Below are 23,795 nucleotides of genomic sequence, written 5' to 3'. Positions count from 1 at the left end.
CTCCGGCGCCTGGCATGTGAATCGAAGGTGGTGCCCGCGATCTTCGGCAACCAAGCCGCACCCCTGTATGTAGGGGATGCTTCCCGGTTCGCCACCCCGGCTCAGCGTCGCTACCTGACCGCCCGAGACGGCGGATGTACGTTTCCGGGCTGCACTCGTGGTCCCAAGTGGACAACCCCGCATCACGTGGTGGCTTGGTCAGTGGACAAGCGCACCGATGCTGACAACCTCGTGCTCCTGTGTGCTCGCCATCACCGAATGATCCACCACACGCAGTGGGAAGTACGGATGAACGGGCATCTACCCGAATTCATCCCACCACCCTGGATCGACCAGGAGCGAAGACCCATGCGCAACCTCGCGCACACCACCCCACCCAGATACCAACAAGCCGCATGACACCACAGGGTCAGCACCCGGACAGACGCCACCGTCGCCCGGGCGCTGTCCCTGTCCTGTACCCGGCTCACACCGAATCACGGGGCGCCAGAGCCCGAATCGAAAGCGATGAGATCAAAGTGCGGCTGCCGTAAGGACGGGCTGATCGACATGCACCGTTTGCGGGGAGGTGCCACGACTCGCGTGCTCCGGGATACGCCACGCCGAGCGAAGTCCAGTCCTGGAGGGCGGCGTCCATTTTGGAACGTTTGATGAACACGTCACCGTCGCACACCAGCGCAACGACCTTGTTCTGGACGTAGACGCAGTACCCACCGAACATCGGCTTCATGCGCGCATCCAGCGGTAAGAGAACGTCGAGGAAGTCCTCGGCGGCGACGCGAGTGGCCTCGTCCATAGTTGCGTCGTCACTCAGACGGCAGGGCGGGTGTCCAGATCGCCAGTTCGTTACCGCCGGGCTCGCGGAAGTGGAACCTGCGCCCACCGGGGAAGTCGAACGGCTCGACGGTCACCTGCCCGCCCGCATCGACAACGGCACGACGGGCCGCATCCAGGTCATCAACCTGGAAAACCACCAGCGGGCCGGCTGGTGCCTCGTCTTGATCCGCCTGGAAGCCGAGCAAGCGGCCCCCGCCCATGTCCACGTCGGTGTAGTCCGGGCCGTAGGCGGTGCTGCCGAAGCCGAACAGGTGCTGCATGAACTCCGCTGATCCCTGCGCCGAAGTCGTCGGGAACTCCACCATCGTGAACCTCGCCGCAAGTGCACCGATCTTCTCGCCCACGCTTGCCCTCTCGTCTCATCCGCCGGTCTCGTGGCCTCCATCATCTCGGGCGAGCCTCACGAGCGTCTTGAACAAATCAGCCACCTGCTGCTTCCGCCTAAAATGGTCCCGAGCGACAAGACGGGGAGGGACGTGCAGAGCGAGCACCATGCCCGGCCCAGCGCGAGCCCTGTCGGGACGCTGTGGCACGTCGTCTCGGATGGCACCGAGCATCGGGTACTCCCTGATGGCGTAATGGACTTCGTGTGGACCGGCGACCGGCTGCTGTTCGCCGGACCGGACACGGTTGCCACTTCGGTTACCAGTCCACCCGGTGCCGTCACCTGGGGACTACGCCTCGCGCCCGGCGTCGCCCACGCCCTACTCGCCATCCCCGCCGAAGAACTCGTGAACGAGCGCATCGACCTTGCCGACTTGGTGGCCCTCCCCCGTTCGATCATCGACTCCGCGTACGACAACCCCGCCATCAGCCTGAACGACATTGCACGAACCCTCTGGCAACGAACCACCATCGACCCCGCGGAACTCGCCCTCGCAGCCTCACTCGACCAAGCCGCACGTGCGGGACGCAGCGTGCGTGACATTGCCGAGCAACACGGCATCTCCGAGCGATCACTGCATCGACTGAGTAACCGGCTGTTCGGGTACGGTGCGAAAACGCTCATGTCGATCCGCAGATTCCAACGTGCGCTGCGCCTCGCGCGATCCGGCACGCCGCTGGCCGAAACCGCCGCGCTCGTCGGCTACGCCGACCAACCCCACCTTGCCCGCGAAACCAGACGACTTGCCGGCACAACCCTCTCAGACCTGCTCAACTGATCTCCCGGCCACTCGTCAGCAGCCCCCGGCCTGAACACGATCCCTCGCTGCTCTGCCTGCCTTCTCAAGCTGATTGGCCGGAGCCGAAAAGTTCAGTCGTCGAGGGTTCGCTTCTGGGGGTGGATCGTCTCGCCGCGCGCGAGCATGGCCACGAACTGGGCGATGCGCCGGGCCCGGGTGTCGGCGCGTTTGGCGCTGGTCACCCGGTAGATGACGGCATAGCGGTTCTGCGAGGTCAGGATGTCGAACATGGCCTGTGCCCGGGGTTCGGCGGCCAGCGCGGTGGCCAGGTCGTCCGGCACCTCGATGTTGGTCTGCCCGGCGTAGGCGGCGTCCCAGCGGCCGTCGGCCTTGGCGCGCTCGACCTCGGCGAGACCGGCCGGATGCATCCGGCCGGCGGTGATCAGTTGGTTGACGAGTGAGACATTGCGTGCCGACCACGGGCCGCGGGGACGGCGGGGTGTGAAGTTCCGGCGAAAGGTGGTGTCGTCGCGGCGCCGTAGCTGGCCGTCGATCCAGCCGTGGCAGAGCGCGTGTTCAAGCGCTTGGTCATAGGTCAGGCTGGTGGGTCGAGTCGTGCCTTGCTTGGCCAGCACCAGCCACACCCCTGCTGAGCTGTCATGGTGCGCGTCGAGCCATTCCCGCCACGCGCCAGCGTCGGCGACGACCAACTCCGGCAGTTGATCCCCGGTCGTCATCGGGCCTCCGCAACGTTCGACGCCGATTCCGGCCTTCGGTCGGCAGTGAGCCCGACCCCGCCCAGCGGGATCAGGTCGACGCGGTGGGGCTGGCCGGCGAGCATGGCCAGCACGTCGGAGATGCTCACCCCGTCGCCGGTGGCGGTGCGGGCCGCGTCGAGCGCCGCATCGGCAGCCGCTTCGTCGGCCCACATCTCCACGACGTAGACCGTATCCGGATCCGCGCGGTCCTGACTGATCACGTATGCCTCGCAGCCGGGGAAGTCGCGCAGGCCGTTCGCGACCGCGACCAGGGCGGCTGCGAGGTCGTCGCCTCGTCCTGGTCGTGCGTTCATGGTCATCAGCCGGCCGGCCCTGGTCGCGGTGCTCATCGGGACTCCTTCGGTCAGATGCTGGTGGAGATGCAGAACGGGTGACCGGCGGGATCCAACAGGACGCGCCACTGGTCCGGCTGCGGTTGGGCCGGTGGCTCGGTGGCTCCGAGCGCGATCAGCTCGGCCTGTGCGGTGTCCAGGTCGTCGACCCCGAAGTCGAAGTGGGCCTGCTTCGGTACCGCGGGCTGCGGCCAGGTGGGTCGCTGGTATCCGTCGATGCGAACGAAGGCGATACCTGGCTGCCCGGCATACCCGAGCGCGACGAAATCGTCGCTGCTGTAGAGGACCGGCAGGTCGAGCACGCTGCCGTAGAACCGCGCCAGCTCGCCCGGGTCGGCACAGTCGAAACTGACCGCCCCATAACGGACCTTGACGCGTCCGCTGGTCGATGCGGCCGAAGGTGATGTAGTCGAGTTCTCGCTCATGGCCGGTCACGTTAGAAGGCAACCAGGACAGTTGCGGTCCTGGTCGTCGGGGAAACTTGCGACTGTGGTGCACACCTCAGCCCGGCTCCTACGGTTACTGTCGCTGCTGTCCTCCGGCCGGTCCTGGACCTGTCCCGAACTGGCGGCGCAACTGGAGATCACCGACCGCACCGTCCGCCGTGACATCGCCCGGCTGCGTGAACTCGGCTACGGCATCGAGTCCACGGCGGGACCGTGGGGCGGCTACCGTCTCGGCCGGGGCAGCAGAATCCCGCCGCTGGTCTTCGACGACGAGGAAGCCCTGGCGGTGGCGGTCGGGATGCGGGCCGCGGCGCTCAGCGGCGTCTCCGGCAGTGATCAGGCAGCCCTGTCGGCGCTGCTGAAACTGCGTCAGGTGCTGCCGGCCCGCATTGCCGACCGGCTCGGCGAACTGGACGCCGCGGTCACCCACACTCCGCTACCCGACGAGGACCAGATCTCCCCCGCGCTGCTGCTCGACCTGGCCACCGGCTGCCGGCGCGGACAACGCGTCCACCTGACCTACCGCGATCGCGGCGGAACGACCTCCACCCGCCCGGTGGACCCGTACCGGCTGGTCTACACCGGTCGCCGCTGGTACCTCGTCGCCTACGACGTGACCTGCCAGGAGTGGCGAACCTTCCGAGCCGACCGCGTCGGCAGGGCCACCCCCACCGGGCAGCCGGTGACCCTGCCGGACACCCCGGACGCGGCGGACATGGTCGGCGAGGGCATCGCGCGGCGCCCGTACCCGGTGCGGGTGACTGTCCGGCTCGCGGTGCCGGCCCACGAAGCCCGCCGCCTCGTGCCACCCACCGTCGGCGCCCACCGCCCCGACGGCGACGACGCCACGATCGTCGAAATCGGCGGGCCGGACGCCGACGGGCTGGCCCGTTACCTGCTCAGCCTCGGCCGGCCATTGCGGATACTGCACCCCGAGGAGGTACGCCAGGCGTTTCTGGCCCGAACCGAACAGCTACTGCAGGACAACCAGTGACCCGCCGACATGGCCAGACACGATGTCGTTTGGCGGCGCTGCGGTAGGACACGTCCGCAGTCAGAGTGGTCGCCGTCGCTCGCCCGGTGGCGGCAGTGCTACCGGGTGTTCGACGCGATGCTTGCCCGAGGGCAAGTCCTCCGGCGATGATCGCCTCGAGTACTTCTCCAGAGCGCTGAGTACCTGGCGGGGCGTGGCGAGAGCGGTCGGATGGTCGCTGAGGAAGGACATCTCGCTCGGCGTCAGGTTCCGGACGATCACCGTGCCGTCCACCTTGATCAGGAACAGCGACCCGACCTGGATGCAGGCGCTTTCCTGCTTGTCCAGGGCACTCATGAGCCGTGCGACCGCGTCGGCCTGCTTGACGTCGACATCAGCCTGAGGCTGGTCCAGCAGCCGCACTTCGACGGCCCGCTCGATACGGGCGAGGACCTCCTCGGCCTGGGAGGAGGTGGCCCAGTTCTTGAGCCGGCCCAGCATCAGACCCAACCAGGAACCGATGATCGGCGGCATCGACCCGGTGATATCTATGCCGGCCTCGTCCAGCAGATCGACCAGCGCGAGTTCGACTTCGCTCGCGTTCGCTTCGGACGACAGGAACACCGAGATCGGCAGGTAGATGTCGCCGGGAAGCGTTCGGGAAAGTGCGGACATGTCCTGGAATATGCGACGACGGCCTGCCTTGGCCGCCGAATAAGTCGCGAAAATCTCGTCGAAAGCCGGGCTGTGCTCCCGCGCCGGCGGCGCCTCAGTTACCGGCGGCGCCCCAGTTACCGGCGGCGCCTCAGATACAGGCGGCACCTCGGGCGCAGGCCCGCTGTCAGCCGATACCGGCAGCTCACCGCGATGGAGGTCCTCGCCCCCGCCGACTCCGACGCGTACCCGGCGCGCCTGTCCGTCGTTCGAGAGCTCGAACTCGACGTGATCACCCTCTTCGAGGGTTCGAAACCCGGACGAGGAGATCTCGCTGGAGTGCACGAACACGTCCGGCCCACCATCCGCACGCTGGATGAAGCCGAACCCCTTGTCGGAGTTGAACCATTTGACGGTTCCTTTGGCCATCTCCTCGCTACCTTTTCTTCTGGCGATACCGGGTGTGCTTCACGACTATCCGGCAACCCTCGTCATGAATCAACCACGAGATGACACGCGTCGGCGGCTGCCGAGATGCGCGGAAAGCGCTTCCACCAGGGCCCCTGATCGCTTACCGTTGTGCGCGCCGTATTCTGCGGCGCCTTCTCATCTACGGCAAGGAGTGGTGTGGTCGAGCGCGCGTTCCAGGTCGATCTGCGTGGAGTGGTCGATCTGTTGAGCCACCACCTGTACGCCAGCCCACGGGTGTACGTGCGAGAACTGCTGCAGAACGCGGTGGACGCGATCACCGCGCGGCGGTCGGCCGAGCCGGACTGCGCGCGCATCGACATCGAGTCGCCGGAGCGCACCGGTGACGGCACGATGCGGGTGCACGACACGGGTATCGGCCTGACCGAGGCCGAAATACACGAACTGCTGGCCACCATCGGCCGCAGCTCCAAGCGGGACGATCTCGGCTTCAGCCGGCACGAGTTCCTCGGCCAGTTCGGCATTGGCCTGCTGGCGTGTTTCCTGGTCGCCGACGAGGTCCGGATGCTCACCCGGTCGGCGGCGGGTGGCGCCACCATGGAGTGGCGCGGTCACGCCGACGGCCGCTACGAGATCGCACCCGCGCCCACCGAGCGGGCCGAGCCGGGCAGCACGGTCATCCTGCGCGCACGACCGGGCGTGGAGCAGTGGTCGGGCGCCACGGTGATGGCCGAACTGGCCGAGTTGTTCGGTGGGCTGCTGCCGATCGAGGTCACGGTGGACGGCAGGCCGGTCACCGGTGACGGACCGCCGTGGCTGGTCCCCTACCCCACCACCGCCGACCGGCGGCACGCGCTGGCCGATTACGCCGAGGACCTGTTCGGGTTCACCCCGTTCGCCGTGCTCGACCTGGCCGTGCCCGAGGCCGGCCTGACCGGCCTGGCGTTCGTCCTGCCGCAGGCCGCCAATCCCGCGGCCCATGCGGGCCACCGCGTGTATCTCAAGCGGATGCTGCTCGCCGAGAACGTCGAGGGGCTGCTCCCGGACTGGGCGTTCTTCGTTCGCTGCGTCGTGGACGTGACCGAGTTGCGACCGACCGCGAGCCGGGAGGCGTTGTACGACGACGAACTGCTGGACGCCACCCGCGAGCGTCTCGGCGACCGGATTCGCGACTGGCTGATGGAACTGTCCACTACCGACCCCGGCCGGCTGGCCGAGTTTCTCCGGGTGCACCAGCTCGGCGTGAAGGCGCTGGCCCTCCACGACGACGAAATGCTGCGGCTGGTGGACAGTTGGCTGCCGCTGGAGACCAACGCCGGTGCCCTGCCATTGGCGGAGTTCCGCCGCCGGTTCGACACCCTGCGCTACACCACGTCGGTCGAGGAGTTCCGCCAACTGGCCGCCGTCGCGGGCGCGCAGGGCATCGGGGTGGTCAACGGCGGCTACACCTACGACACCGAGATCCTTCAACGGTTGCCCGTGCTGGATCCCGCGATCCGGGTGAGCCGGCTGGATCCGGCCGAACTCGCCACCCATTTCGAATTGGTCGACCCGGCCACGGAACTGGGCCTGCGGCCCTTCCTGACCGCGGCGCAACGGGCACTCGACCGGTTGGACTGCGAGGTGGCGCTCCGCGCCTTCGACCCGCCGTCGCTGCCCGCGCTATATCTCGTCGACCGGGACAACCAGCATCGTGCCGAACTGCGCGCGACCCGCAAGGTCGCCGACGACCTGTGGGCGGACGTGCTGAGCGCGTTCGATGCGGGCGACGAGCCGGACCGCCCGCAGTTGGTGCTCAACCACCGCAACCCGTTGCTGCGACGGATCGCCGCCGTGCCGGACCCCCGCCTGGCCGTGCTGGCCGTCGAGTCCCTCTACGCACAGTCGCTGCTGCTCGGCCAGCATCCGCTGCGGCCTGCCGACACCGCGCTGCTCAACCGCTCGTTCGCCGGCCTGCTCGAGTGGGCCGTGCACGATCCGCAAGGAGAGATCGCGTGAGCCCGACCGAGTCCGACCTGCGCGAGTTGCTTCAGCAAGCGAGCAGCCTGCCGTACGGGGAAACCAGGGATGCACACCTGGAGAACGTGTTGCGGCATGCCGAGGCGGGCGAGTTCACCCGGCTCGCCTTCGACACCCGGATGAAGCTGATCGGCTCCTACGCGATGGGCCCGGCGCGGGTTCGGCTGTTCGTGCCGTTCGCCCGCTGCCTTGCCGACTACGACGCCAATCCGGCGGAGTACGAGCCCTGGGTGTCGCACTCGCTGCTGTGGTCGTTCAAGCACGTGGTCAGCGCGATGACCAAGTTCCCGGAAGTGCCGCTGGCCCGGGTGGAGACCGCGCTGGACGACATGGAGCGACGGTTCCGCGCGGGCGGACACAGCCTGCACGCCGTGTACACCTATCGGCATCACGCCGCCGAGCACGTGGGCGACCTGCCGGCCGCGGACCAGTGGTACGACCGGTGGGCGCAGGCCCCTCGGGACGTGTTGTCCGACTGCATCGGCTGCGAGCCGACCGACAAGGCGGTTTACCTCAGCTCACGCAACCGGGACGAGGAAGCCATCGCGGTCGCGGAGCCCGTGCTACACGACGAACACCTGACGTGCAGCGAGCAGCCGCAGCACATCCTCACAGCGCTGCTGCTGCCGTACGCACGGACCGGCCGCCTTGCCGAGGCCCGCGACGCGCACCGGCGTGCCTACCGGCTGCTGCGTACCAAGCCGCAGGACATCGAGATGCTGGCGCACCACCTGGAGTTCTGCGCGCGCACCGGGAACGAGGTGGCCGGCCTGACCCTGCTGGAGCGGCATCTGGGCTGGTTGGACCGAGCGTCCAGCCCGTACGCGGGCATGGAGTTCGCCGCGTCCGGTGCGCTGTTGCTGCGCCGGATCGAGCAGGCGGGCCACGGCACGCAGCGGGTGCGGCGACCGGCCGATGGCGACCGGCCCGCGACCGAGCCGACGGTCGCCGAGTTGCGGGAAACCCTTGCGCGCCAAGCATTGGACACCGCGGCCCGGTTCGACGTGCGGAACGCCACCGGGTACCAGACCGCGCGCGTCCAGGCCTTGCTGGACGCCGAACCCGTCGCCGAGGGCATCCCACTGTCGGCGATCCCCCGGCAGCCCACCCCCAGAACCACCGCACCGGCGCCGACCGAGGACCTGACGGAGAAGTCCGCCGAGGAACTCGTCGAGCGGGCCGAACGGGAACTGCTGCGCCAGCATCCGGCCGTGGCCAAGGAAGTCCTGCGCAGGCACGAACCTCTCAAACCCGATGAAGATCCGGTGCTGGCCGGACGCATCATGGTGCTACGAGCCAGGCTCGCGACGGACCCGAGGGGCAGCGCCGCCGAAGGAGACCTGCGCGCGGCGGTCGCGTTGTTCGAGGCCGCCGGCGACGAGGACCGAAGGCAGAACACCTTGAGCAGGCTGGGTGTCGTACTCTGTCGAACAGATCGCGGTGCGGAGGGCATACCGTTGCTCCGGGCAGGCGTGACCTACTTCGACGCGGCCGGGGACGGAGCGCAGCGGGTCTGGACTCGGCTACGGCTGATCGACGGACTGGTCGCCACCGGCGAGCCGGCCGAGGTCGAACAGCTGCTGGCGGAAGCCGACTCGATCGCGCGGGAGTGCGGCGATCCGCTGGCCATCGGCGCTGTCGGGCTGGAACGGCTGGACCATTATGACGGCGCGGCCGGTCAGGCCGAGACCATGATCGTGGTCGCCGAGGCGACCGCGGCCGCCTTCCGCGAAGCGGACGTCCCCATCATGGTCGCCGGCACCGGTGCCCGGCTGGCTCGGCTGAGGCAGGTCGTGGGAGACCTGGACGGTGCGCTGGCCGAGTACCGGACCGCCCTGGACGCGCTGCCCGCGGACGCGTCGCCGGCGCTGCGTGCCTCCATGCTGCATGGTCAGGCCGAACTGCTCATGCAGGCGAACCGGCCGGCCGAAGCCATTTCAGGTCTGTTCGACGCGGTCGGGCTCGCGACGCTCGCGGACGAAGCGGAGCTGTCCGCGCACTGCAGGCACCTGCTCGCCGTGGCCTACCACGCGACCGGGCAACCGTGGGACAGTGCCGAGTTGGCCGAGGAGGCGCTCGACGCGTTCGAGGCACTCGGCGAGGCACAGGCGGCCGACCGATGCCGGTACCTGCTGGCCCGGGCGCACGCGGACCTCGGTGAGGCCGAACCGGCTCTGGCGCGCTACGACGAGGTGATCGCACACGCCACGCAACGCGGGGAAACGGATCTGTTGGCCCAGGTTCTGGTCGACACGGCGGAACTGTTGGACCGGCTCGACCAGGACGCGATGGCCGCGCAGCGGTATCGGGAGGCAGCCGATCTCGCGCAGCGATCAGCTGATCCTTTCCACGCCGCGTACTGCCGCTACCAGGAAGCGCTTTCCCTGATGTGGTCCGGGAACGTGCCACGTGCCGTCGAGGTGTTGGCCGAGGCAGAGCAAGCCGTCGCGGATCTGCCCGACGAGCAACCCGGCGTCAAGGCGTACCACCAAGCACAGCTGGGCGCCAACGGCGCACGCATTCTGCACGCCGCGGACCGGCTGGACGACGCGGTGACCCACGCGCGCGGCGCGGTGGACGGCTTCCGCGTATCCGGTGCCACACACCGGATTCCCGGCGCGGAGCTGACCTTGGGGAACCTGCTCCTGCAGGCGGGCCGTGCCGAGGAGGCCGAACCCTGGCTGCGCAGCGCGCACGACGCGTTGAGCGGCGAGGCCAGGGCCGGCGAAGCGGCGCGAACGGCACTGGCCACCGCACTGGACCAACTGGGCCGCTCTGCCGAAGCAGCCGAGCTTCGCGCCGAAGGCGACCGCGCCGCGGAGTGATCGCCGCTCGGGGTGCCGCGATACGCGAACAACCCTGTTCATTTGCCTTGGTGGTGCGTCAGTAATCGCGTGAGCAGGCGGGTCAAGTTCTGCCGGTCCTCGGCCGAAAGCGGTCCGAGCAGGTCGTCCTGCACCTTGTCGAGCGCTCGGTCCAGGCGCCGCAGTTGCCGATCGCCCGGCTTGGTGAGGGTCACCATGTTGCGCCTTCGGTCGTCCGGGTCCGGCGTCCGCTCGAGGAAACCCTGCTCGGCCAGTTCGTTGATCGCCGCCACGACGTCACTGCGGTCCATGCTGCAACGCCGGCCAAGCTCGGCCTGACTGGCCACCCCGAACTCAGCCAGCGCGGCCAGGATGCGGTAGTGGTACCCGCGCGCACCCACCTCGGCGAAACCACCGGACGACAACCGGTGGGCGTGCACTGCCAACTGGGTGAGCAGCCAGCTCGGCTTCACGGCCAGGCGTGCGGGTGTCTCGTCCACGCAGCCACCATACACCGTTGGCGTAGCCAACGAATCTGTGTATGGTTGGCGCCGCCAATGTTGGTCTCGCCCACGAAATGGATGCCCATGCCCACGGACCCTTCGATCGCCGACCGTATCGAGATCGCCGACCTGTTCACGACGAATGAATCTCTGGAGTCAAGACCATGATCAAGCCCTTCCACATCGACATCCCCCAGGCCGACCTCGACGATCTGACCGACCGGCTCTCCCGAACCCGCTGGCCCAACGAGGTCGCCGACGCCGGGTGGGACTACGGCTTCCCGCTGGCGCGCCTGCAGGAGCTGGCCGAATACTGGCGCACCGGCTACGACTGGCGCGAGCACGAGGCCAAGCTCAACGAGCTCCCGCACTTCACCACCGAGATCGAAGGCCAGAACATCCACTTCGTCCACGTCCGGTCCGCCAAGCCGGACGCACTCGCGCTGATCCTCACCCACGGCTGGCCCGGTTCGTTCCTGGAGTTCCTCGACGTGATCGAACCGCTGTCGCGCGACTTCCACCTGGTGATTCCGTCCATCCCCGGCTTCGGGTTCTCCGGGCCGACCCACGAGCGCGGCTGGGACGCCGTCCGGGTCGCCCGGGCTTGGGCCGAGCTGATGCACCGCCTGGGGTACGAGCGCTACGGCGCGCAGGGCGGAGACTTCGGCGCGGGCATCTCCATCGCACTCGGCGCGGTCGCGCCCGAGCATGTCGTCGGGGTGCACGTCAACTACCTGCCGACCCGGCCGGACCCCGACGTCGAGCTGTCCGAAGCGGATGAGGCCCGGCTGGACAAGGTCAGGCAGCTGATGGCGAACCGCCCGCCGTACCAGGCTCTGCAGGCGCTCACCCCGCAGACCATCGGCTACGCGCTGACCGACTCGCCGGTCGGCCAACTGGTCTGGATCGCCGAGCGATTCGCACAGTGGACCGACCCCGCCACGCCGGTCAGCGACGACCGGCTGCTCACCGACGTCTCGCTGTACTGGCTGACCGCGACCGCGGCCTCCTCCGGCCGGTTCCACCACGACACCCCGCGGGGGAGCCAGCAGCCGTGCCGGGTGCCGCTCGGCGTGGCGGTGTTCGCACACGACATCACGCAGTCGGTGCGGCCGCTGGCCGAGCGGCTGTACGACATCAGGCACTGGTCGGAGTTCGAGCGCGGTGGCCACTTCGCCGCGATGGAGGTGCCGGATCTGCTCGCCGGGGACGTCCGGGACTTCTTCCTTACCCACTAGTCGTTCTGCCGGGGTTGCCGGGCCTGCACGCGGAATTGGGCGGTCATGCCGTGCAGCGCGAGCGGTTTGCCGTCGGTGTCTGTGTTCGGAAGCCGGAACTCAAGTGCCTGGACCGGGGACACGCCCGGCCGAACCGGGAACTCGCGTGCCTGAACCGGGAACTCGCGTGCCTGAACCGGGGACACGCCAGGTGCTGGCGTGTCCCCGGCTCGGGAGGGCGAGTTCTGGGTTCGGGCAAAACGTCAAAATCAGCCCGACCCGGCCCAGCCGAGTTCGACACAGGCCCTAGCCGTCCAGGAACGTGACGGTCTCGGCGAGCGGTGCGCGCTCGATGCGGGCGTGATTCGCGGAGGTGTCCTCGAAGCCGATCGACATGCCACAGAACAAGATGAACCCGTCGGGCGGTGAAACAACCTCCGCCACCGTCTCGCGGTACACCGACCACGCCATTTGCGGGCAGCTGTGCAGCCCTTCCGCGCGGAGTAGCAACATGATGGTCTGCAGGTACATCCCGATGTCGGCCCACTGGGCCGGCCCCAGGTCGCGATCGATGTAGCAGAACAGGGCGGCGGGCGCACCAAAACAGTCCCAGTTCGCAGCGACCGCCTCAGCTCGTGCCCGCTTGTCCTGGCGTGGAATCCCAAGAGCGGCACAGCGCTGCTCGGCGGCGGCGAGTCGGCGCTCGCGGTATGGGGACTTCAGCTCGGGCGGATACATCTGGTACTCCCGCTCATCCCCGGGATCGCCCGCGGCCACTCGCTCGGCCGTGCGCTTCTTCAACTCGGCCAAGGGTGCGCCGATCAGCGCGTAGGTGTTCCACGGCTGAAGGTTCGACCCGGACGGTGCGCGGACAGCATGGGAGAGCACCCGCTCGAGCACCTCTCGCGGAACAGGTTCGTCAGTAAACGCGCGTACTGCTCGCCGGCTCGAAACTGCCTGGTAGACGTCCAAAAGCAGCTACCTCCTGTACTGGTCGAACGGGTCGTCGGTCACCCGCCTTCTTGGGCTTCTCTAGTGTTGACGGGTGGCGACGCGGAGAGGTGACCGGTGAAAAGGGACGACGGGCTCGCGGCCCGTTTCGACGCGCATCGCGATCACCTACGAACAGTCGCCTACCGGATCCTCGGTTCGCTGAGCGAGGCGGAGGACGCAGTCCAGGAAGCCTGGTTGCGGTTGATGCGTGTCGACGCCAACAGCATCAATAACCTCGGCGGATGGCTGACAACGGTCGTGTCGCGCGTATGCCTCGACATGCTGCGCGCCCGTGAGTCCCGACGAGAGGAACTTGCCGGCCACCAGGTTTCCGACCAGAGCCCGGACCCCGCTCCGGCCGGCGACCCGGCTCAGGAAGCGTTGCTCGCCGACTCGGTCGGCCGCGCACTGCTGGTCGTGCTGGACCGGCTGGGACCCGCCGAGCGGATCGCGTTCGTGCTGCACGACATGTTCGCCGTCCCGTTCGACGAAATCGCGCCCATCGTGGATCGCTCCACGGTCACCACGAAGAAGCTTGCCAGCCGCGCACGCCAGAAGGTGCGCGGTACTCCCTCGGTTCCTGGTGTCGAACTTGCCCGGCAGCGGCACGTGATCGAGGCGTTCCTGGCTGCCTCGCGGGCCGGTGATGTCGACGCGGTTCTCGCGGTGTTGGTTCCCGACGTCGTGCGGAGGGCGGACCAGGCCGCCCTGCCGACGGGCCGGGCAACCGAGGTCCGTGGTGCGCGCGCCGTGGCGGAAGAGATCGTCGTCTTCGGACGGAACGCGCAGTTCGCGGAGCCGGCGCTGGTCAACGGTGTCGTGGGGATCGTGGTAGCGCCGCGTGCTCGCCTGGCGCTCGTCCTCACAGTCACGGTCGAGGGCGAGCGGATCGCCGGGTACGAACTCGTCGCCGACCCGATCCGGCTTCAGGAACTCGACCTGGCCGTCCTCGACCGGTAACGGCAGCCGTCGCGCCGATCAGTTCGCCGTGCCGGCCAGCCCAGTTCCACGCCGATGCGCATTCGACGAATCGCGGGTTCTTTCCGACATGGCAAAAGCCACCGGCCGGCCCTCCCGCTCCTTCGAGCGCCGGTGAGGGCACACGCCGATGGCTTCCGCCGAGATCGTCCACTACGGACAGGGTGGGCAGTCCTCCGGCGGTGGGCAATCCGAACTGCTGCCGCCATTGCTGCTGCTCCAGTCGCCGCTGCTGCTGAGGCTGATGCTCTGGTCGCTGCCGCCACTGTGGCTGCCGCTCCAGTCGCTGGTATCTCCGCTGCTCCCGCCGTTGCTGCCGCTCCAGTCGCCGCTGCTGCTGAGGCTGATGCTCTGGTCGCTGCCGCCGCTGCGGCTGCCGCTCCAGTTGCTGCTTCCGCCGTGGCTGCTGCTACCTCCGCCGCTTCCGCTGCGGCTGCCGCTCCAGTTGCTGCTTCCGCCGTTGTTGCTTCCGCTGCCGTTGCTTCCGCTGTCGCTGCTGGTGCTCTTCTCCGCGGTGTCCGCCAGCTGCGCGGCCTTCTCGGCCACCTGCGCGGCCTGAGCGATCACCGCCTGGAGGTCGGCGGCCGCCTGTTGGGCCTGCTGCTGCGCCTCCGGGGTGGTGGCGGCCGGAGCGGTGGTCGTGGGCTCCGGCGTGGTGGGATTGGTGTTCTTCCCGGCCTCCGGCGCCTTCGCCGTTTCGTCGGCCGGTTTCTTGCTCGTCTCCGTGTCGGTCTTCGTGGGCGCCTTCGGGCTCGGCGGCGCGGCCGTGGTGACCTGGTTTTGCGCACGCTTGGAGCGGTCCTGCTCCGCGGGCAGGCCCTGCACGGTGCCCTGCTGACCCGGCGTGGTGTCCTGGCGACCGTTGCTTTGGCCGTTGTCACCTTCGCCGTTGTTGCCCTTGCCGTTGTTGCCCTCGGGTTTGGCCAGGGCGATCACGTTGTCGGCGAGCCGCTTGATGCTTTCGAGGTCGCTCTCCGACGGCAGACTCATCTTGGTCGCCTCGGCGAGGGTGCGCTGCAAACCCTCCACGCTGGCTCGCATCGACTCGACCGCCTGTCGCAGCGAATCCCGTTGCGCGTTGAGGATCTCTTGCTGACTGCCGGAATCACGCGAGAGCGTGGCCTCGACCGACTGGAGTTGTTGCTCCGCCGACTTCAAATTCGTCTGGGTGTCGGGAAGTTGCGTGTGCGCGGTCAGTGCCGTGTTCAGCGTGGCCAACTGCCTCGCCAGCGCCTCCTTGTGCGCGGCGAGCGCGTTCGCCTGGCCGGCGAGCGCCTCGCGACGTTCCTTGGGCAGGGCGTTGATCGCTGCCTCCGCGGCGGACACGTCCTGGAGTTCCCGGTTGACCGAGTCCAGCGCGGACCGCGCCTGCTCCGCCCACGCCGCCGTGTCCACCGGCGTGCTCACCACGGGCGCATCGATCGCGGGCAGCGATACCGGGATAGAGGTGGGCTCCGCCGAAACGAACACCGCTATCCCGGCCGCACCGAGCGCGAAGGCCGCGCCAATGGTGCCAACCCTTTTCCGCAGTGCGCGAGGCGGTTGAGGCCGTGTCTTCGGTCCGGACGCGGTCTTCGACCCCCTCGGGTTCGATCCATTCGAACGCGCCCGCGGAATCTCCGGCGTCGTACCCGGTTCCTTCGCGTCGATCTCCGGACATGTCACGCGATCCCGCTGCCGTAGCCGTCGCGCATCACGTCGATGTTCCGGGGAACAGTAGACACGTGATTCCCCGACGACGGTTTGACAGCCTGGCAACGCGCAGAGTTGCGCATCGTCTGCCATGGTCGGCCCAACCTCGATTCCTGTATCCTGAACGTGGGCTTGTTCAACGATCGATCAAAATTCAGGACAAGGTTACCTACGACCCGCCAGCAACACCAGAGCCTTGATCTAGACCAGCAAAGGTTTTGATTAGACCAGTGACATTACTGGCGGGTCTGTCACATGCAATTCAGCGAACCGGCACCTTCTTGATCAGATGCGCGGCTACGACGGGGTGCGGATGCCCCTGCCCGCCGTGGTGTGCCGTGGCCCCCTCGTGCTTCTTGTCTTCCTTCTTGCCGTCGTACTTCCTGCCGTCGTGCTTGTTGATGACAGGCCTGACGATCGGCTTCTTCACGATCGGGTTCTTGATGACCGGCTTCTTCACGATCGGCTTTTTCGTGACCGTTTTCTTGCTGTGGTGTTTCTTGCTTGCCGGCTGCTTGATGACCGGTTTCTTGATGTGGTGCTTCTTGGTGACAGCCGGCAGTTTGACAGCGGCGATCTTCACTGCCAGCCGGTGGGCTTCGCGAGCCAGGTGTCTCGGGAGCGCGTTCGCGACGCGTTCCACGGTGGCCGCGAGCTTCGCGGTCCCGCTGGCTACGGCCGGCTTGACGGTTTTGCTCTTCGCCATCTTGGTCGTCTTCGTCTTGGTCGTCTTCGTCTTGGTCGCAGCAGTCTTGGTGACGGCTGTCTTGGTGACCGTGGTCTTCGACGACTTGCGAGCCGGCGTCTTGGCGGCCTTGTGAGCCGTCTTGGGGGCGGGTACACCCGCGGGCGGCAGCACCAGCGTCTGACCCGTGCGGATCAGCGTCGAGTGGCCGAGGTGGTTGGCCTGCTGAAGCGCACCGACCGTGGTGTCGTACTGCTGAGCCAGACCCCACAAGGTCTCACCCCGCTGCACGACCACCACCGCCGGACGGGTCGTGTCGACCACCGGAGCGACCTCGACCGGAGCCTGGGGCACCTCCTGCGGCACCAGGGCCGGCGCAACAGCCTCAGCCTGCGGCCGGCTGCCCGCCTCACCCGCCCCGGACAGCACCACAGCACCGATCCCGGAAGCGACGAGTGCGACCGCCACAACGATCAGCACGGTGCGCTGCCGCACCTTGCGGGTCTTGCCCGCAACCGCGGAAACGACTTTGCGAATAGGCATAACGGATCCATCCAACAGATCAAGAGAGAAATCGATGAAGGGATCCCGATGGCGTAGTCACACCAGGACATCGACCGGCGCCCCGCATCCGATGGCGCGCCATACACAGCACCACCGGTACCAGAGACCGATCCCGATCAAGCTACCGCCGCCGGCAGCCCCCCGCAAGGGCCCTGCCGACGGTCGGCCTCACCAGACGATCAAGCGACCGTCCTCACTGCGCTTGGGGTTGAGCCAGTCCCGCATCCCGTCCAGACCGGGGAGTGTCTCTTTCCCGGGGTGCGCCTCGGGCATACCGGGGTGTGTCTCGTCCCAGGGGTGCCCGTGCCCGTTGCGGCGGTTCTCACCCTGCTGGGGCTGGTCCGGCTTCCGCTGGTTGTCTCCCTTCCGCTGCTCACCCTTGCCCGGCATCTTCGGCTGGGTCTTCTGGTCGCCGGTACAGGGGTGTGTCTCGGGCCAGGGGTGGCAGCTCTCGACCCGCCGGGGCCTGTCCGGCTTCCGCTGGTTGTCTCCCTTCCGCCGTTCACCCTTGCCCGGCGTCTTCGGCTGGCTCTTGCGAGCGTTCCCGTGTTGCGCCCGGGACGTTTCGGCGTGTTTCGCGCCGTGAACCTGATGGGTGGCCTGAACGGGCGGATGCCCGCTCTGTTCGGCTGCCGAGGCCGAATTCCCCGACCACAGCGACAGGCCCAGCCACAGCGCTACGGCTCCGAAAAGGAACCCGAATACCACCATGATCTGACGTGGCATGTCAGAAACTCCTCGATACTTCACGAAATAACCAAGGAAATGACAAAGGAAAGACAGTGTGTCCACGGGCGTCCTCACCACGACCACACCTGGCCTCCGACCGCGCGCCACGTCAGCACGACCGGAGAACCGAGGGCAGCGTAAGCGCCCAGGGGGCGGGGCGGCAACCTGGTGGATCTTGACAGTGTCGCGACGCGAATATAGGTTGTCCGGCACGAAGTTCCACCGGCTGTTGACTTTCGCGGTCCGCGTGGGCTTCGCGAGGCCAGGGAGCGTGTCGGGCTGTCCACTCGCCCGAAAAGTCGCTCCACGCCTTGCCGTGGATGCCGCTCCGCGCGTCCGCCGCCTTGTGCTCTCTCCTTCTTCCTCCTTTTCTCGCTGTGCCGCGGTGTCTGACCGGCACCGATCGGCCGATCGTCAGGAGCTGCCCGCCCATGTCTGTCACCCACACCCACCACGGCATGCCGCACCTACTGCGGCGCGCGCTGTGGTTCCTGAGCGCCGGCGTGCTGGGCGCGGTCACGCTATGGCTGCTTCTCGCGATCTTCTCCACGCCGAGCGCCTCCGCCGCCCCGATCGGCACCAGCAACGGGATCGTGCACACTGCGAAGGTGGACCCCGCGCACCAGGCGGCCAAAAACAAAGCCGCCTCAATGCAGCGCAAGAACGACGCCGAGGTGAAGGGCAAACAGACCCCAAAACCGAAGCCGAACCCACAGGCGAACAAGCCGGCACCCAAGGCGAGCAAGTCGAAGACGAAGCCGAACCCACAGGCAAACAAGGCGAACAAGGCAAAGACCAAGCCGAACCCGACCCTCACATCCCGCCAACGCCCATACGCGGCGCTTTTGTGAAGGACGCGGTCAAGCCCAGGACCCTCCAACGCGTCGCCTGGACGAAAGTCGAACAGGCCTCGACGACGGCCAAGAAGACCGCGGCGCGCAGGCCCGGGTCGGCGCCATGGAGCTGGTCGCCAGTCGCCCAGGCAGCAAAGCCCACGGGCCCCGATTACGAAGTTCGGCTGGAGTAGTAGGCACGGGCGGGGGACCAAGTGGACCTTGACCACGCCGGGGTGTGGACCTTAGCCCGTTCAACGAGAAGTTCTACCGACTGTTGAGTTTCGCGGTCCGCGTGGGCTTCGCGAGGCCAGGAAGCGTGTCGCGCCCGAAGAGTCGCTCCTCGCCCCGCCGTGGATGTCGCTCGGCACGTCCGCCTTCTTGTGTTCTCCGTTACGACATCAGGTGAGCACGGGTACCAGGCCGACCGCGAACACCAGATACAGGCCGCCGGCGAGGCTCAGCCGGGCGGGGGTGAACTTGTCGGTGCGCAGGATGGTCAGCAGGTAGGCGATGGCGATCATGGTGACGATCCCGGACCAGAGCAGGGCGCCGTCGAAGCGCCAGTCGGTGAACAGCAAGCCGAGCCCGCTGGGCACCGTGGCCTGAATCATCATCGCGCCCGAGATGTTGGCCAGTGCGAGGCTGATCTTGCCCTGACGGACCCAGATGATCGCGTTCATGATCTCGGGCAGCTCGGTGGCGATCGGGGACAGCAGCAGCGCGGTCACCGCGCCGGACAGCCCCAGCATCGGACCGATCGCGTCGAGCTGGTGCACGAACAGTTGCGAGGCCACGAAAATGACGCCCAGGGTGGCCAGCGTCTGCACCACCACCGCCCACGTCGCGGGTGACTCCCGGCGGGGCTGGATCTTCAACGGCTCCAGCGCCTCGTCCGCACCCTGCTCGCCGTGACCGCCCCGCATCTCCCGCCAGAAATACACCGCATAGGCGGCGAAGAACAGCAGCCCCAGCCACGGTTTGATGGCGAACGCGACCAGGCCGAGCACCACCTTGACCACGAAGACCGCGACGAACCACCGCTGGTCCTTCGCCAACCGACGGGCCTGTCCCGGCTCGGTCAGCACCTCGTCCCGCCGCGCATCCTCGCTGCCGCCGCCGCCCGCGGCGACCAGGGCCTGCGCGCGAACCTTGCGGCGGCGGGCCAGCAACACGACACCGGTCACGCCGTAGGCGACCGTGGCCAGCGCGAGGGGTCCGCCCATCGCAGCACCAACCCCGATATCACGAGCCTCCGCGGTACCACCGGTGGTGACGGCGATCAGGGTGACCACCGATTCGGGAAGCGCGGTGCCGAACGCGGCCAGGATGGTGCCGACCGCCATCCGGCCGACGTTCATGCGCCGGCCGAGCCATTCCACGGCATTGACGAACCACTCACACGAGAAGTAGATCGCGGCCGCGCACACGACCAGCAACACGAAATGCCACACGGCAACCGTCCCCGTCTTATGCCGCGCGCCGCACCGGACCAAGGCGACCTCGATCCCGCGCGACGGCGACCACTACGCCATCGATTCGGGACCGAAGGTCTCGCCCACCCGCCTGAAGGCGGGCCCCACGACCGGAACCCCCGCGCCGGGGTGTTCAGCATGTCGATCAGTGGGTAGTGCCGGGCTACTCCCCTCCGGAACACACCCACTTCAGCATCGCCGAACGGGTTACCACAACCGTCACTCAAGATCGCGAAGACGCGAAAACCCTGGTGCGGCATGGGGACACCCCGCAGTTCGCCACGCCGAAACCCCGTGACAGGCAGCGCGCAACATCGGCCGCTGCCAGGGCGGCGCCTCAACGGTTCCGCGCTGCCCTTGACCGGCGACGTCGCGAGAAGCAGGCCCCGCCAGCACGCGACAGCCTCAGCCGTGACCAAGGCCACGCGGCTAACGGGAGCGCTTGGTGTCGACGTTGCCGGCCAGGGTTTTGAGCACGCCGGGAAGTTCCGCCACGGTCCGGGCGGGCAGGCCGGCGACGGTTTCCTCCGCCAGCGCACACCACATCTGCTTGACCCGTTCGGCCAGCGCCTTGCCGCTGTCGGTGAGTTCGACGATGCTGGCGCGTTTGTCGGCAGGGGCGGGTGTGCGGCTGATGTGCCCGGACGCTTCGAGCTTGCGGGTCATGAGCGTGACGCTGGGCGGCTCGATGCCAAGCGCGTCGCTGAGCTGGGCCTGGATCATCGGGCCGGTCCGGGCGAGTTCGAGCAGGAGCACTTCCTGACCGGGGTGCAGGCCGAGCGGGGCCAGCAGAGCCGCGGTCCTGGCCCGGTGACGCAGGCTCAACTGGCGGATGGCCTGGTTGACCGCGTCGGCTTGGTCGAAGTCCATGGACCCTCCTTGACAGAGTTAGTTATGCGCATAATATTTATCCGCATAACTAATTCTAACCGAGAGGGAACCGGACATGTCCACGAAGGTCGCCGTCATCTACTACAGCGCGACAGGCTCGGTGCACGCACTCGCACAGGCCGTCGCCGATGGCGCCGCTTCGGCCGGCAGCGAGGTACGGCTGCGGCGGGTCGCCGAGCTGGCGCCCGACAGCACGATCGACCAGAACCCACCGTGGCGGCGGCACGCGGACGCCACCGCCTCGATCGCCGAGGCATCGGTCGATGACCTGGCGTGGGCCGACGCGTTCGCGTTCGGGACGCCGACCCGGTTCGGCGCGCCGGCCGCGCAGCTCAAGCACTTCCTCGACCAGACCAGCGAGCTGTGGCGGAAAGGCGGCCTGGCCGACAAGCCGGTGACGGCCTTCACTTCGGCGTTCAACCGGCACGGCGGCAACGAGGCCACGATCTTGTCGCTGGCCAACGTGTTCTACCACTGGGGCGCGCTGATCGTCCCGCCCGGATTCACCGATCCGACCGTGTACGCGGCCGGCGGCAACCCCTACGGCACCTCCGCCGTGACCGGCCCGACCGGAGACGGCACAGACACCGCGGCGCTGGAAGCCGCCCGGTACCAGGGACGGCGGCTGGCCCGGATCGCGACCCGGCTGCTGGCGGGCACCCACGTCACCGCGGGGAACGCCCCCGCGACCGAAGCCGGAACAACCCTCCAGACCGCGTGAGCAGCGGATCAGAAAGAAGGAAACAGCCATGACAACGACCAGCACCGCGCCTCGGCGGTCGAGATCGAGTTCCGTCCCTGCCTGGCTGGTCCTCGCCCTGGCGTGCGCCTCCCAGTTCATGGTGATCCTGGACGCGTCCATCGTGAACGTCGCCCTGCCTTCGGTCGAGGAGGACCTCCACTTCACGCCCACCGGCCTGGCCTGGGTGGTGAACGGTTACCTGCTCACGTTCGCCGGCTTCATGCTGCTGGGCGGCCGCGCCGCCGACCTGTTCGGCCATCGCCGGGTGCTGATCACCGGGCTGTTCCTGTTCGCCGCTTCGAGCCTGGTCGCCGGCCTGGCGACCGCTCCGGAGGTCCTGGTGGCCGCCCGTCTCGTGCAGGGCGTGGGCGGCGCCATGCTGGCCCCGGCGACGATGGCAGTGCTCAACACGAGCTTCACCGAACCGCGCGCGCGTGCCCGGGCGTTCGGCGCGTGGTCCTCCTCGGGCGGTGTCGGCGGAATGGCCGGCGCGCTGGCGGGCGGTGCCCTCACCACCGGTCTGTCGTGGCGGTGGGTCTTCCTGATCAACGTGCCGATCGGCGCGCTGCTGATCACGGTCGCCTTCCTCTCGCTGGCCGGCACGCGCACCGGCCGTCGGGAATCGCTCGACGTCGTCGGCGCGGTCACCGGGACGGCGGGGCTGGCCGCGCTGGTCTACGGAGTCATGCAGACCGCGGATCATGGCTGGACGTCGGTGCCGGTCGCCGGGCCGATCGTGGCGGGGCTGCTCCTGCTCGTCGTCTTCACCGTGGTCGAGGCGCGCTTCGCCACCCAACCGATGATGCCCCTGCGGCTGTTCAAGATCCGGCGGGTGGCCGCCGGCAACCTCATGCTGCTGCTGTTCGGTGGGATCACCATCGCGATGTGGTATTTCACGTCACTGTTCCTGCAAAACGTGCTCGGCTATGGCGCGCTTCAAACCGGGCTCGGGCAGACACCCGCGGCAGTGACGTTCATGGTGATCGCGCGCTGGGGCTCCACCCTGCTGCCGCGAACCGGTGTGCGCCCGCTCGTCCTGGCAGGCAGCGCCTTCTTCCTGGCCGGTTTCGGCTGGCTCTCGCAGGCCGGTGCCGGTGCCGGCTACCTCACCAGCGTGCTCGGGCCGACGCTGCTCATCGCGGTTGGCATCGGGCTGACCTTCCCCACCCTCATGGCCGCAACGACCGCCGACGCCCCCGAGGCCGACGCGGGAATCATCGGCGGCCTGGCCAACACCGCCGGCCAAGTGGGCGGATCGATCGGCCTGGCAGTGCTCGCGACGGCCGCCAGCGCCACAGCCGGGGCGGAAGCCGGCGGGAACCCTCCAACCGCCACCGCCCTCGCCGCCGGCTACGACCTGGTCTTCCTGGTAGCGGCCGGACTCGGCCTGACCATTGCACTGGCCAGCACGTTGCTGCCTCGCCACCGAGCCGGCTGACCGGCCGCGGGAGAGGCGGCCTGGGGTGGTGATCACGGCGTCCTGATCACCATTCTGGCCGCCTCTTTTCAAAAATCTCGTGCGGGCTTGTCACGTTCCCGCGATCCGGGGTGTCAGGGAGGTGAACACGAAAAACCGTTGAAGGGACACTGGTTTCAGATGAACACCGCCTACTACATCGTCGGCATCGTCGCGGCCCTGTGGATCGGATTCTCGGGCTACTCACTGTTCACCAAGCAGCAGTTCGTCGTCGAGCCCCTCGAGCAGTACGGGGTGCCGAGGTCGTGGTGGAACTGGCTGGCCATGGCCAAATCGGCGGGCGCGTTGGGCCTACTCGCCGGGTTCTTCGTCCCGGCCATCGGCGTCGCGGCGGCCGTCGGGCTGATCCTCTACTTCCTCGGCGCGGTAGCGACCACCATCCGGGCACACTCGTACAACACCACCGTGTTCCCCGTGCTCTACCTCGCACCGGCCGCGGCGACACTCGCGCTCCAGCTCGCCCGGTGAACCTGATGGGTGCCCGCAGATGCCTGATAACATCGGCGGCGTGACTGCCGGGTTGGCCAGAAGGCCTGAGCGAGAAGGGTTTCCGGCGGCTACTTGATCGCGTGGCGGGCCCGGGGCCCGCCCTCCTCCGTGACGGCACGAGATCGAAAGT

24 protein-coding genes and 1 pseudogene are annotated in these 23,795 nt (G+C 68.1%); 11 read left to right on the top strand and 14 right to left on the bottom strand.

What is annotated here, in order from left to right; translation table 11 throughout:
* A partial coding sequence (locus A3CU_RS53900; RefSeq protein WP_211246380.1) for an HNH endonuclease signature motif containing protein occupies positions 1–399 on the top strand: 399 nt, incomplete at its 5' end.
* A 67-nt stretch (positions 400–466) separates the two neighbouring features.
* Here the strand turns inward: A3CU_RS53900 and A3CU_RS44150 are convergent.
* Together A3CU_RS44150 and A3CU_RS0109335 are read right to left on the bottom strand one after the other, a co-directional pair.
* Positions 467–796, bottom strand: coding sequence for a hypothetical protein (locus tag A3CU_RS44150; RefSeq protein ID WP_043840821.1), 330 nt, complete (start codon positions 794–796; stop codon positions 467–469).
* Positions 797–806: 10 nt separating this feature from the next.
* Positions 807–1,181 carry a VOC family protein gene (locus A3CU_RS0109335; RefSeq protein ID WP_245616959.1) on the bottom strand — a complete coding sequence of 125 codons (375 nt, stop codon included), beginning with the start codon at positions 1,179–1,181 and terminating at the stop codon, positions 807–809.
* 30 nt (positions 1,182–1,211) lie between these two features.
* On the opposite strand from A3CU_RS0109335, the gene A3CU_RS0109330 reads away from it, so the two are divergent.
* Positions 1,212–2,000 carry a helix-turn-helix domain-containing protein gene (locus A3CU_RS0109330; RefSeq protein WP_211246379.1) on the top strand — a complete coding sequence of 263 codons (789 nt, stop codon included), beginning with the start codon at positions 1,212–1,214 and terminating at the stop codon, positions 1,998–2,000.
* A 92-nt stretch (positions 2,001–2,092) separates the two neighbouring features.
* On the opposite strand, the gene A3CU_RS0109325 is transcribed toward A3CU_RS0109330, so the two are convergent.
* Genes A3CU_RS0109325 through A3CU_RS0109315 form a run of 3 tightly spaced genes read right to left on the bottom strand, consistent with a single transcriptional unit; the run spans position 2,093 to position 3,497 of the window.
* Positions 2,093–2,698 carry a YdeI/OmpD-associated family protein gene (locus A3CU_RS0109325; RefSeq protein ID WP_027942051.1) on the bottom strand — a complete coding sequence of 202 codons (606 nt, stop codon included), beginning with the start codon at positions 2,696–2,698 and terminating at the stop codon, positions 2,093–2,095.
* The gene (locus A3CU_RS44145; RefSeq protein ID WP_052371583.1) at positions 2,695–3,069 is read right to left on the bottom strand and encodes a putative quinol monooxygenase; all 375 of its coding nucleotides are present in this window, start codon (positions 3,067–3,069) and stop codon (positions 2,695–2,697) included. The genes A3CU_RS0109325 and A3CU_RS44145 overlap by 4 nt, the downstream gene beginning before the upstream one ends.
* A 14-nt stretch (positions 3,070–3,083) precedes the next feature.
* Positions 3,084–3,497 carry a VOC family protein gene (locus A3CU_RS0109315; RefSeq protein ID WP_027942050.1) on the bottom strand — a complete coding sequence of 138 codons (414 nt, stop codon included), beginning with the start codon at positions 3,495–3,497 and terminating at the stop codon, positions 3,084–3,086.
* A gap of 64 nt (positions 3,498–3,561) precedes the next feature.
* Between A3CU_RS0109315 and A3CU_RS0109310 the strand changes: the two genes are divergently transcribed.
* Complete coding sequence (locus A3CU_RS0109310; RefSeq protein WP_027942049.1) at positions 3,562–4,512, top strand: helix-turn-helix transcriptional regulator; 951 nt, start codon at positions 3,562–3,564, stop codon at positions 4,510–4,512.
* 876 nt (positions 4,513–5,388) lie between these two features.
* On the opposite strand, the pseudogene A3CU_RS54390 reads toward A3CU_RS0109310, so the two are convergent.
* A pseudogene (locus A3CU_RS54390) lies at positions 5,389–5,574 on the bottom strand (cold-shock protein); the annotation flags it as partial.
* 198 nt (positions 5,575–5,772) lie between these two features.
* Here A3CU_RS54390 and A3CU_RS0109300 point away from each other — a divergent pair.
* Both A3CU_RS0109300 and A3CU_RS49705 read left to right on the top strand, forming a co-directional pair.
* Positions 5,773–7,572 (top strand): HSP90 family protein, encoded by a 1,800-nt coding sequence (locus A3CU_RS0109300; RefSeq protein ID WP_027942048.1) that lies wholly within the window; start codon positions 5,773–5,775, stop codon positions 7,570–7,572.
* Positions 7,569–10,418 carry a hypothetical protein gene (locus A3CU_RS49705; protein ID WP_052371582.1) on the top strand — a complete coding sequence of 950 codons (2,850 nt, stop codon included), beginning with the start codon at positions 7,569–7,571 and terminating at the stop codon, positions 10,416–10,418. The genes A3CU_RS0109300 and A3CU_RS49705 overlap by 4 nt, the downstream gene beginning before the upstream one ends.
* Positions 10,419–10,456: 38 nt before the next feature.
* Here the strand turns inward: A3CU_RS49705 and A3CU_RS0109290 are convergent, their stop codons facing one another.
* Entirely contained in the window at positions 10,457–10,897 is a 441-nt protein-coding gene (locus A3CU_RS0109290) for a MarR family winged helix-turn-helix transcriptional regulator (protein WP_027942047.1), read from the bottom strand.
* A 167-nt stretch (positions 10,898–11,064) separates the two neighbouring features.
* On the opposite strand from A3CU_RS0109290, the gene A3CU_RS0109285 reads away from it, so the two are divergent.
* Positions 11,065–12,138, top strand: coding sequence for an epoxide hydrolase family protein (locus A3CU_RS0109285; RefSeq protein WP_027942046.1), 1,074 nt, complete (start codon positions 11,065–11,067; stop codon positions 12,136–12,138).
* Here the strand turns inward: A3CU_RS0109285 and A3CU_RS0109280 are convergent.
* Together A3CU_RS0109280 and A3CU_RS0109275 are read right to left on the bottom strand one after the other, a co-directional pair.
* Complete coding sequence (locus A3CU_RS0109280) at positions 12,135–12,323, bottom strand: hypothetical protein (protein ID WP_027942045.1); 189 nt, start codon at positions 12,321–12,323, stop codon at positions 12,135–12,137. The two genes, A3CU_RS0109285 and A3CU_RS0109280, sit on opposite strands and share 4 nt — an antisense overlap.
* 100 nt (positions 12,324–12,423) lie before the next feature.
* Positions 12,424–13,089: a nitroreductase gene (locus A3CU_RS0109275; RefSeq protein WP_027942044.1), complete on the bottom strand. Its 666-nt coding sequence runs from the start codon at positions 13,087–13,089 to the stop codon at positions 12,424–12,426.
* Positions 13,090–13,185: 96 nt separating this feature from the next.
* Between A3CU_RS0109275 and A3CU_RS0109270 the strand changes: the two genes are divergently transcribed.
* Positions 13,186–14,070, top strand: a complete 885-nt coding sequence (locus A3CU_RS0109270) for a sigma-70 family RNA polymerase sigma factor (protein WP_027942043.1) — start codon at positions 13,186–13,188, stop codon at positions 14,068–14,070.
* 171 nt (positions 14,071–14,241) lie between these two features.
* Here the strand turns inward: A3CU_RS0109270 and A3CU_RS49700 are convergent, their stop codons facing one another.
* From A3CU_RS49700 to A3CU_RS0109255, 3 genes are all read right to left on the bottom strand, one after another.
* The gene (locus tag A3CU_RS49700; RefSeq protein WP_027942042.1) at positions 14,242–15,558 is read right to left on the bottom strand and encodes a hypothetical protein; all 1,317 of its coding nucleotides are present in this window, start codon (positions 15,556–15,558) and stop codon (positions 14,242–14,244) included.
* A gap of 484 nt (positions 15,559–16,042) precedes the next feature.
* Entirely contained in the window at positions 16,043–16,960 is a 918-nt protein-coding gene (locus A3CU_RS49695) for a LysM peptidoglycan-binding domain-containing protein (protein ID WP_156960298.1), read from the bottom strand.
* A gap of 237 nt (positions 16,961–17,197) precedes the next feature.
* The gene (locus A3CU_RS0109255) at positions 17,198–17,755 is read right to left on the bottom strand and encodes a hypothetical protein (RefSeq protein ID WP_027942041.1); all 558 of its coding nucleotides are present in this window, start codon (positions 17,753–17,755) and stop codon (positions 17,198–17,200) included.
* Between the two features lie 434 nt (positions 17,756–18,189).
* Between A3CU_RS0109255 and A3CU_RS0109250 the strand changes: the two genes are divergently transcribed.
* On the top strand, positions 18,190–18,609 hold the full coding sequence (locus A3CU_RS0109250) for a hypothetical protein (RefSeq protein ID WP_027942040.1): 420 nt from the start codon (positions 18,190–18,192) through the stop codon (positions 18,607–18,609).
* Positions 18,610–18,992: 383 nt separating this feature from the next.
* On the opposite strand, the gene A3CU_RS0109245 is transcribed toward A3CU_RS0109250, so the two are convergent.
* Together A3CU_RS0109245 and A3CU_RS0109240 are read right to left on the bottom strand one after the other, a co-directional pair.
* Positions 18,993–20,045 carry a sodium:calcium antiporter gene (locus A3CU_RS0109245; protein ID WP_027942039.1) on the bottom strand — a complete coding sequence of 351 codons (1,053 nt, stop codon included), beginning with the start codon at positions 20,043–20,045 and terminating at the stop codon, positions 18,993–18,995.
* Positions 20,046–20,495: 450 nt separating this feature from the next.
* A complete protein-coding gene (locus tag A3CU_RS0109240; RefSeq protein ID WP_027942038.1) occupies positions 20,496–20,936 on the bottom strand; it encodes a MarR family winged helix-turn-helix transcriptional regulator in 441 nt (146 codons plus the stop codon).
* A 76-nt stretch (positions 20,937–21,012) separates the two neighbouring features.
* Between A3CU_RS0109240 and wrbA the strand changes: the two genes are divergently transcribed.
* The 3 genes from wrbA to A3CU_RS0109225 all read left to right on the top strand — a co-directional run bounded on the left by wrbA (position 21,013) and on the right by A3CU_RS0109225 (position 23,644).
* Positions 21,013–21,678, top strand: coding sequence for an NAD(P)H:quinone oxidoreductase (gene wrbA / locus A3CU_RS0109235; protein ID WP_027942037.1), 666 nt, complete (start codon positions 21,013–21,015; stop codon positions 21,676–21,678).
* A gap of 28 nt (positions 21,679–21,706) precedes the next feature.
* Positions 21,707–23,137: an MFS transporter gene (locus A3CU_RS0109230; RefSeq protein ID WP_027942036.1), complete on the top strand. Its 1,431-nt coding sequence runs from the start codon at positions 21,707–21,709 to the stop codon at positions 23,135–23,137.
* Positions 23,138–23,296: 159 nt separating this feature from the next.
* A complete protein-coding gene (locus A3CU_RS0109225) occupies positions 23,297–23,644 on the top strand; it encodes a DoxX family protein (protein WP_027942035.1) in 348 nt (115 codons plus the stop codon).
* Positions 23,645–23,795: the final 151 nt, after the last annotated feature.

The sequence above is a fragment of the Amycolatopsis taiwanensis DSM 45107 genome, assembly GCF_000519205.1.
GTDB lineage: Bacteria > Actinomycetota > Actinomycetes > Mycobacteriales > Pseudonocardiaceae > Amycolatopsis_E > Amycolatopsis_E taiwanensis.
This window is presented reverse-complemented; position numbering and strand designations above follow the sequence as displayed.

Excerpts from the sequence above, each read along its gene's own strand:
- A3CU_RS0109255 (WP_027942041.1), bottom strand. The coding sequence starts at position 17,755 with ATGCCACGTCAGATCATGGTGGTATTCGGGTTCCTTTTCGGAGCCGTA.
- A3CU_RS44150 (WP_043840821.1), bottom strand. The coding sequence starts at position 796 with ATGGACGAGGCCACTCGCGTCGCCGCCGAGGACTTCCTCGACGTTCTC.
- A3CU_RS0109250 (WP_027942040.1), top strand. The coding sequence starts at position 18,190 with ATGTCTGTCACCCACACCCACCACGGCATGCCGCACCTACTGCGGCGC.
- wrbA (WP_027942037.1), top strand. The coding sequence starts at position 21,013 with ATGTCCACGAAGGTCGCCGTCATCTACTACAGCGCGACAGGCTCGGTG.
- A3CU_RS44145 (WP_052371583.1), bottom strand. The coding sequence starts at position 3,069 with ATGAGCACCGCGACCAGGGCCGGCCGGCTGATGACCATGAACGCACGA.
- A3CU_RS0109240 (WP_027942038.1), bottom strand. The coding sequence starts at position 20,936 with ATGGACTTCGACCAAGCCGACGCGGTCAACCAGGCCATCCGCCAGTTG.
- A3CU_RS0109225 (WP_027942035.1), top strand. The coding sequence starts at position 23,297 with ATGAACACCGCCTACTACATCGTCGGCATCGTCGCGGCCCTGTGGATC.
- A3CU_RS0109285 (WP_027942046.1), top strand. The coding sequence starts at position 11,065 with ATGATCAAGCCCTTCCACATCGACATCCCCCAGGCCGACCTCGACGAT.
- A3CU_RS0109315 (WP_027942050.1), bottom strand. The coding sequence starts at position 3,497 with ATGAGCGAGAACTCGACTACATCACCTTCGGCCGCATCGACCAGCGGA.
- A3CU_RS0109325 (WP_027942051.1), bottom strand. The coding sequence starts at position 2,698 with ATGACGACCGGGGATCAACTGCCGGAGTTGGTCGTCGCCGACGCTGGC.
- A3CU_RS0109230 (WP_027942036.1), top strand. The coding sequence starts at position 21,707 with ATGACAACGACCAGCACCGCGCCTCGGCGGTCGAGATCGAGTTCCGTC.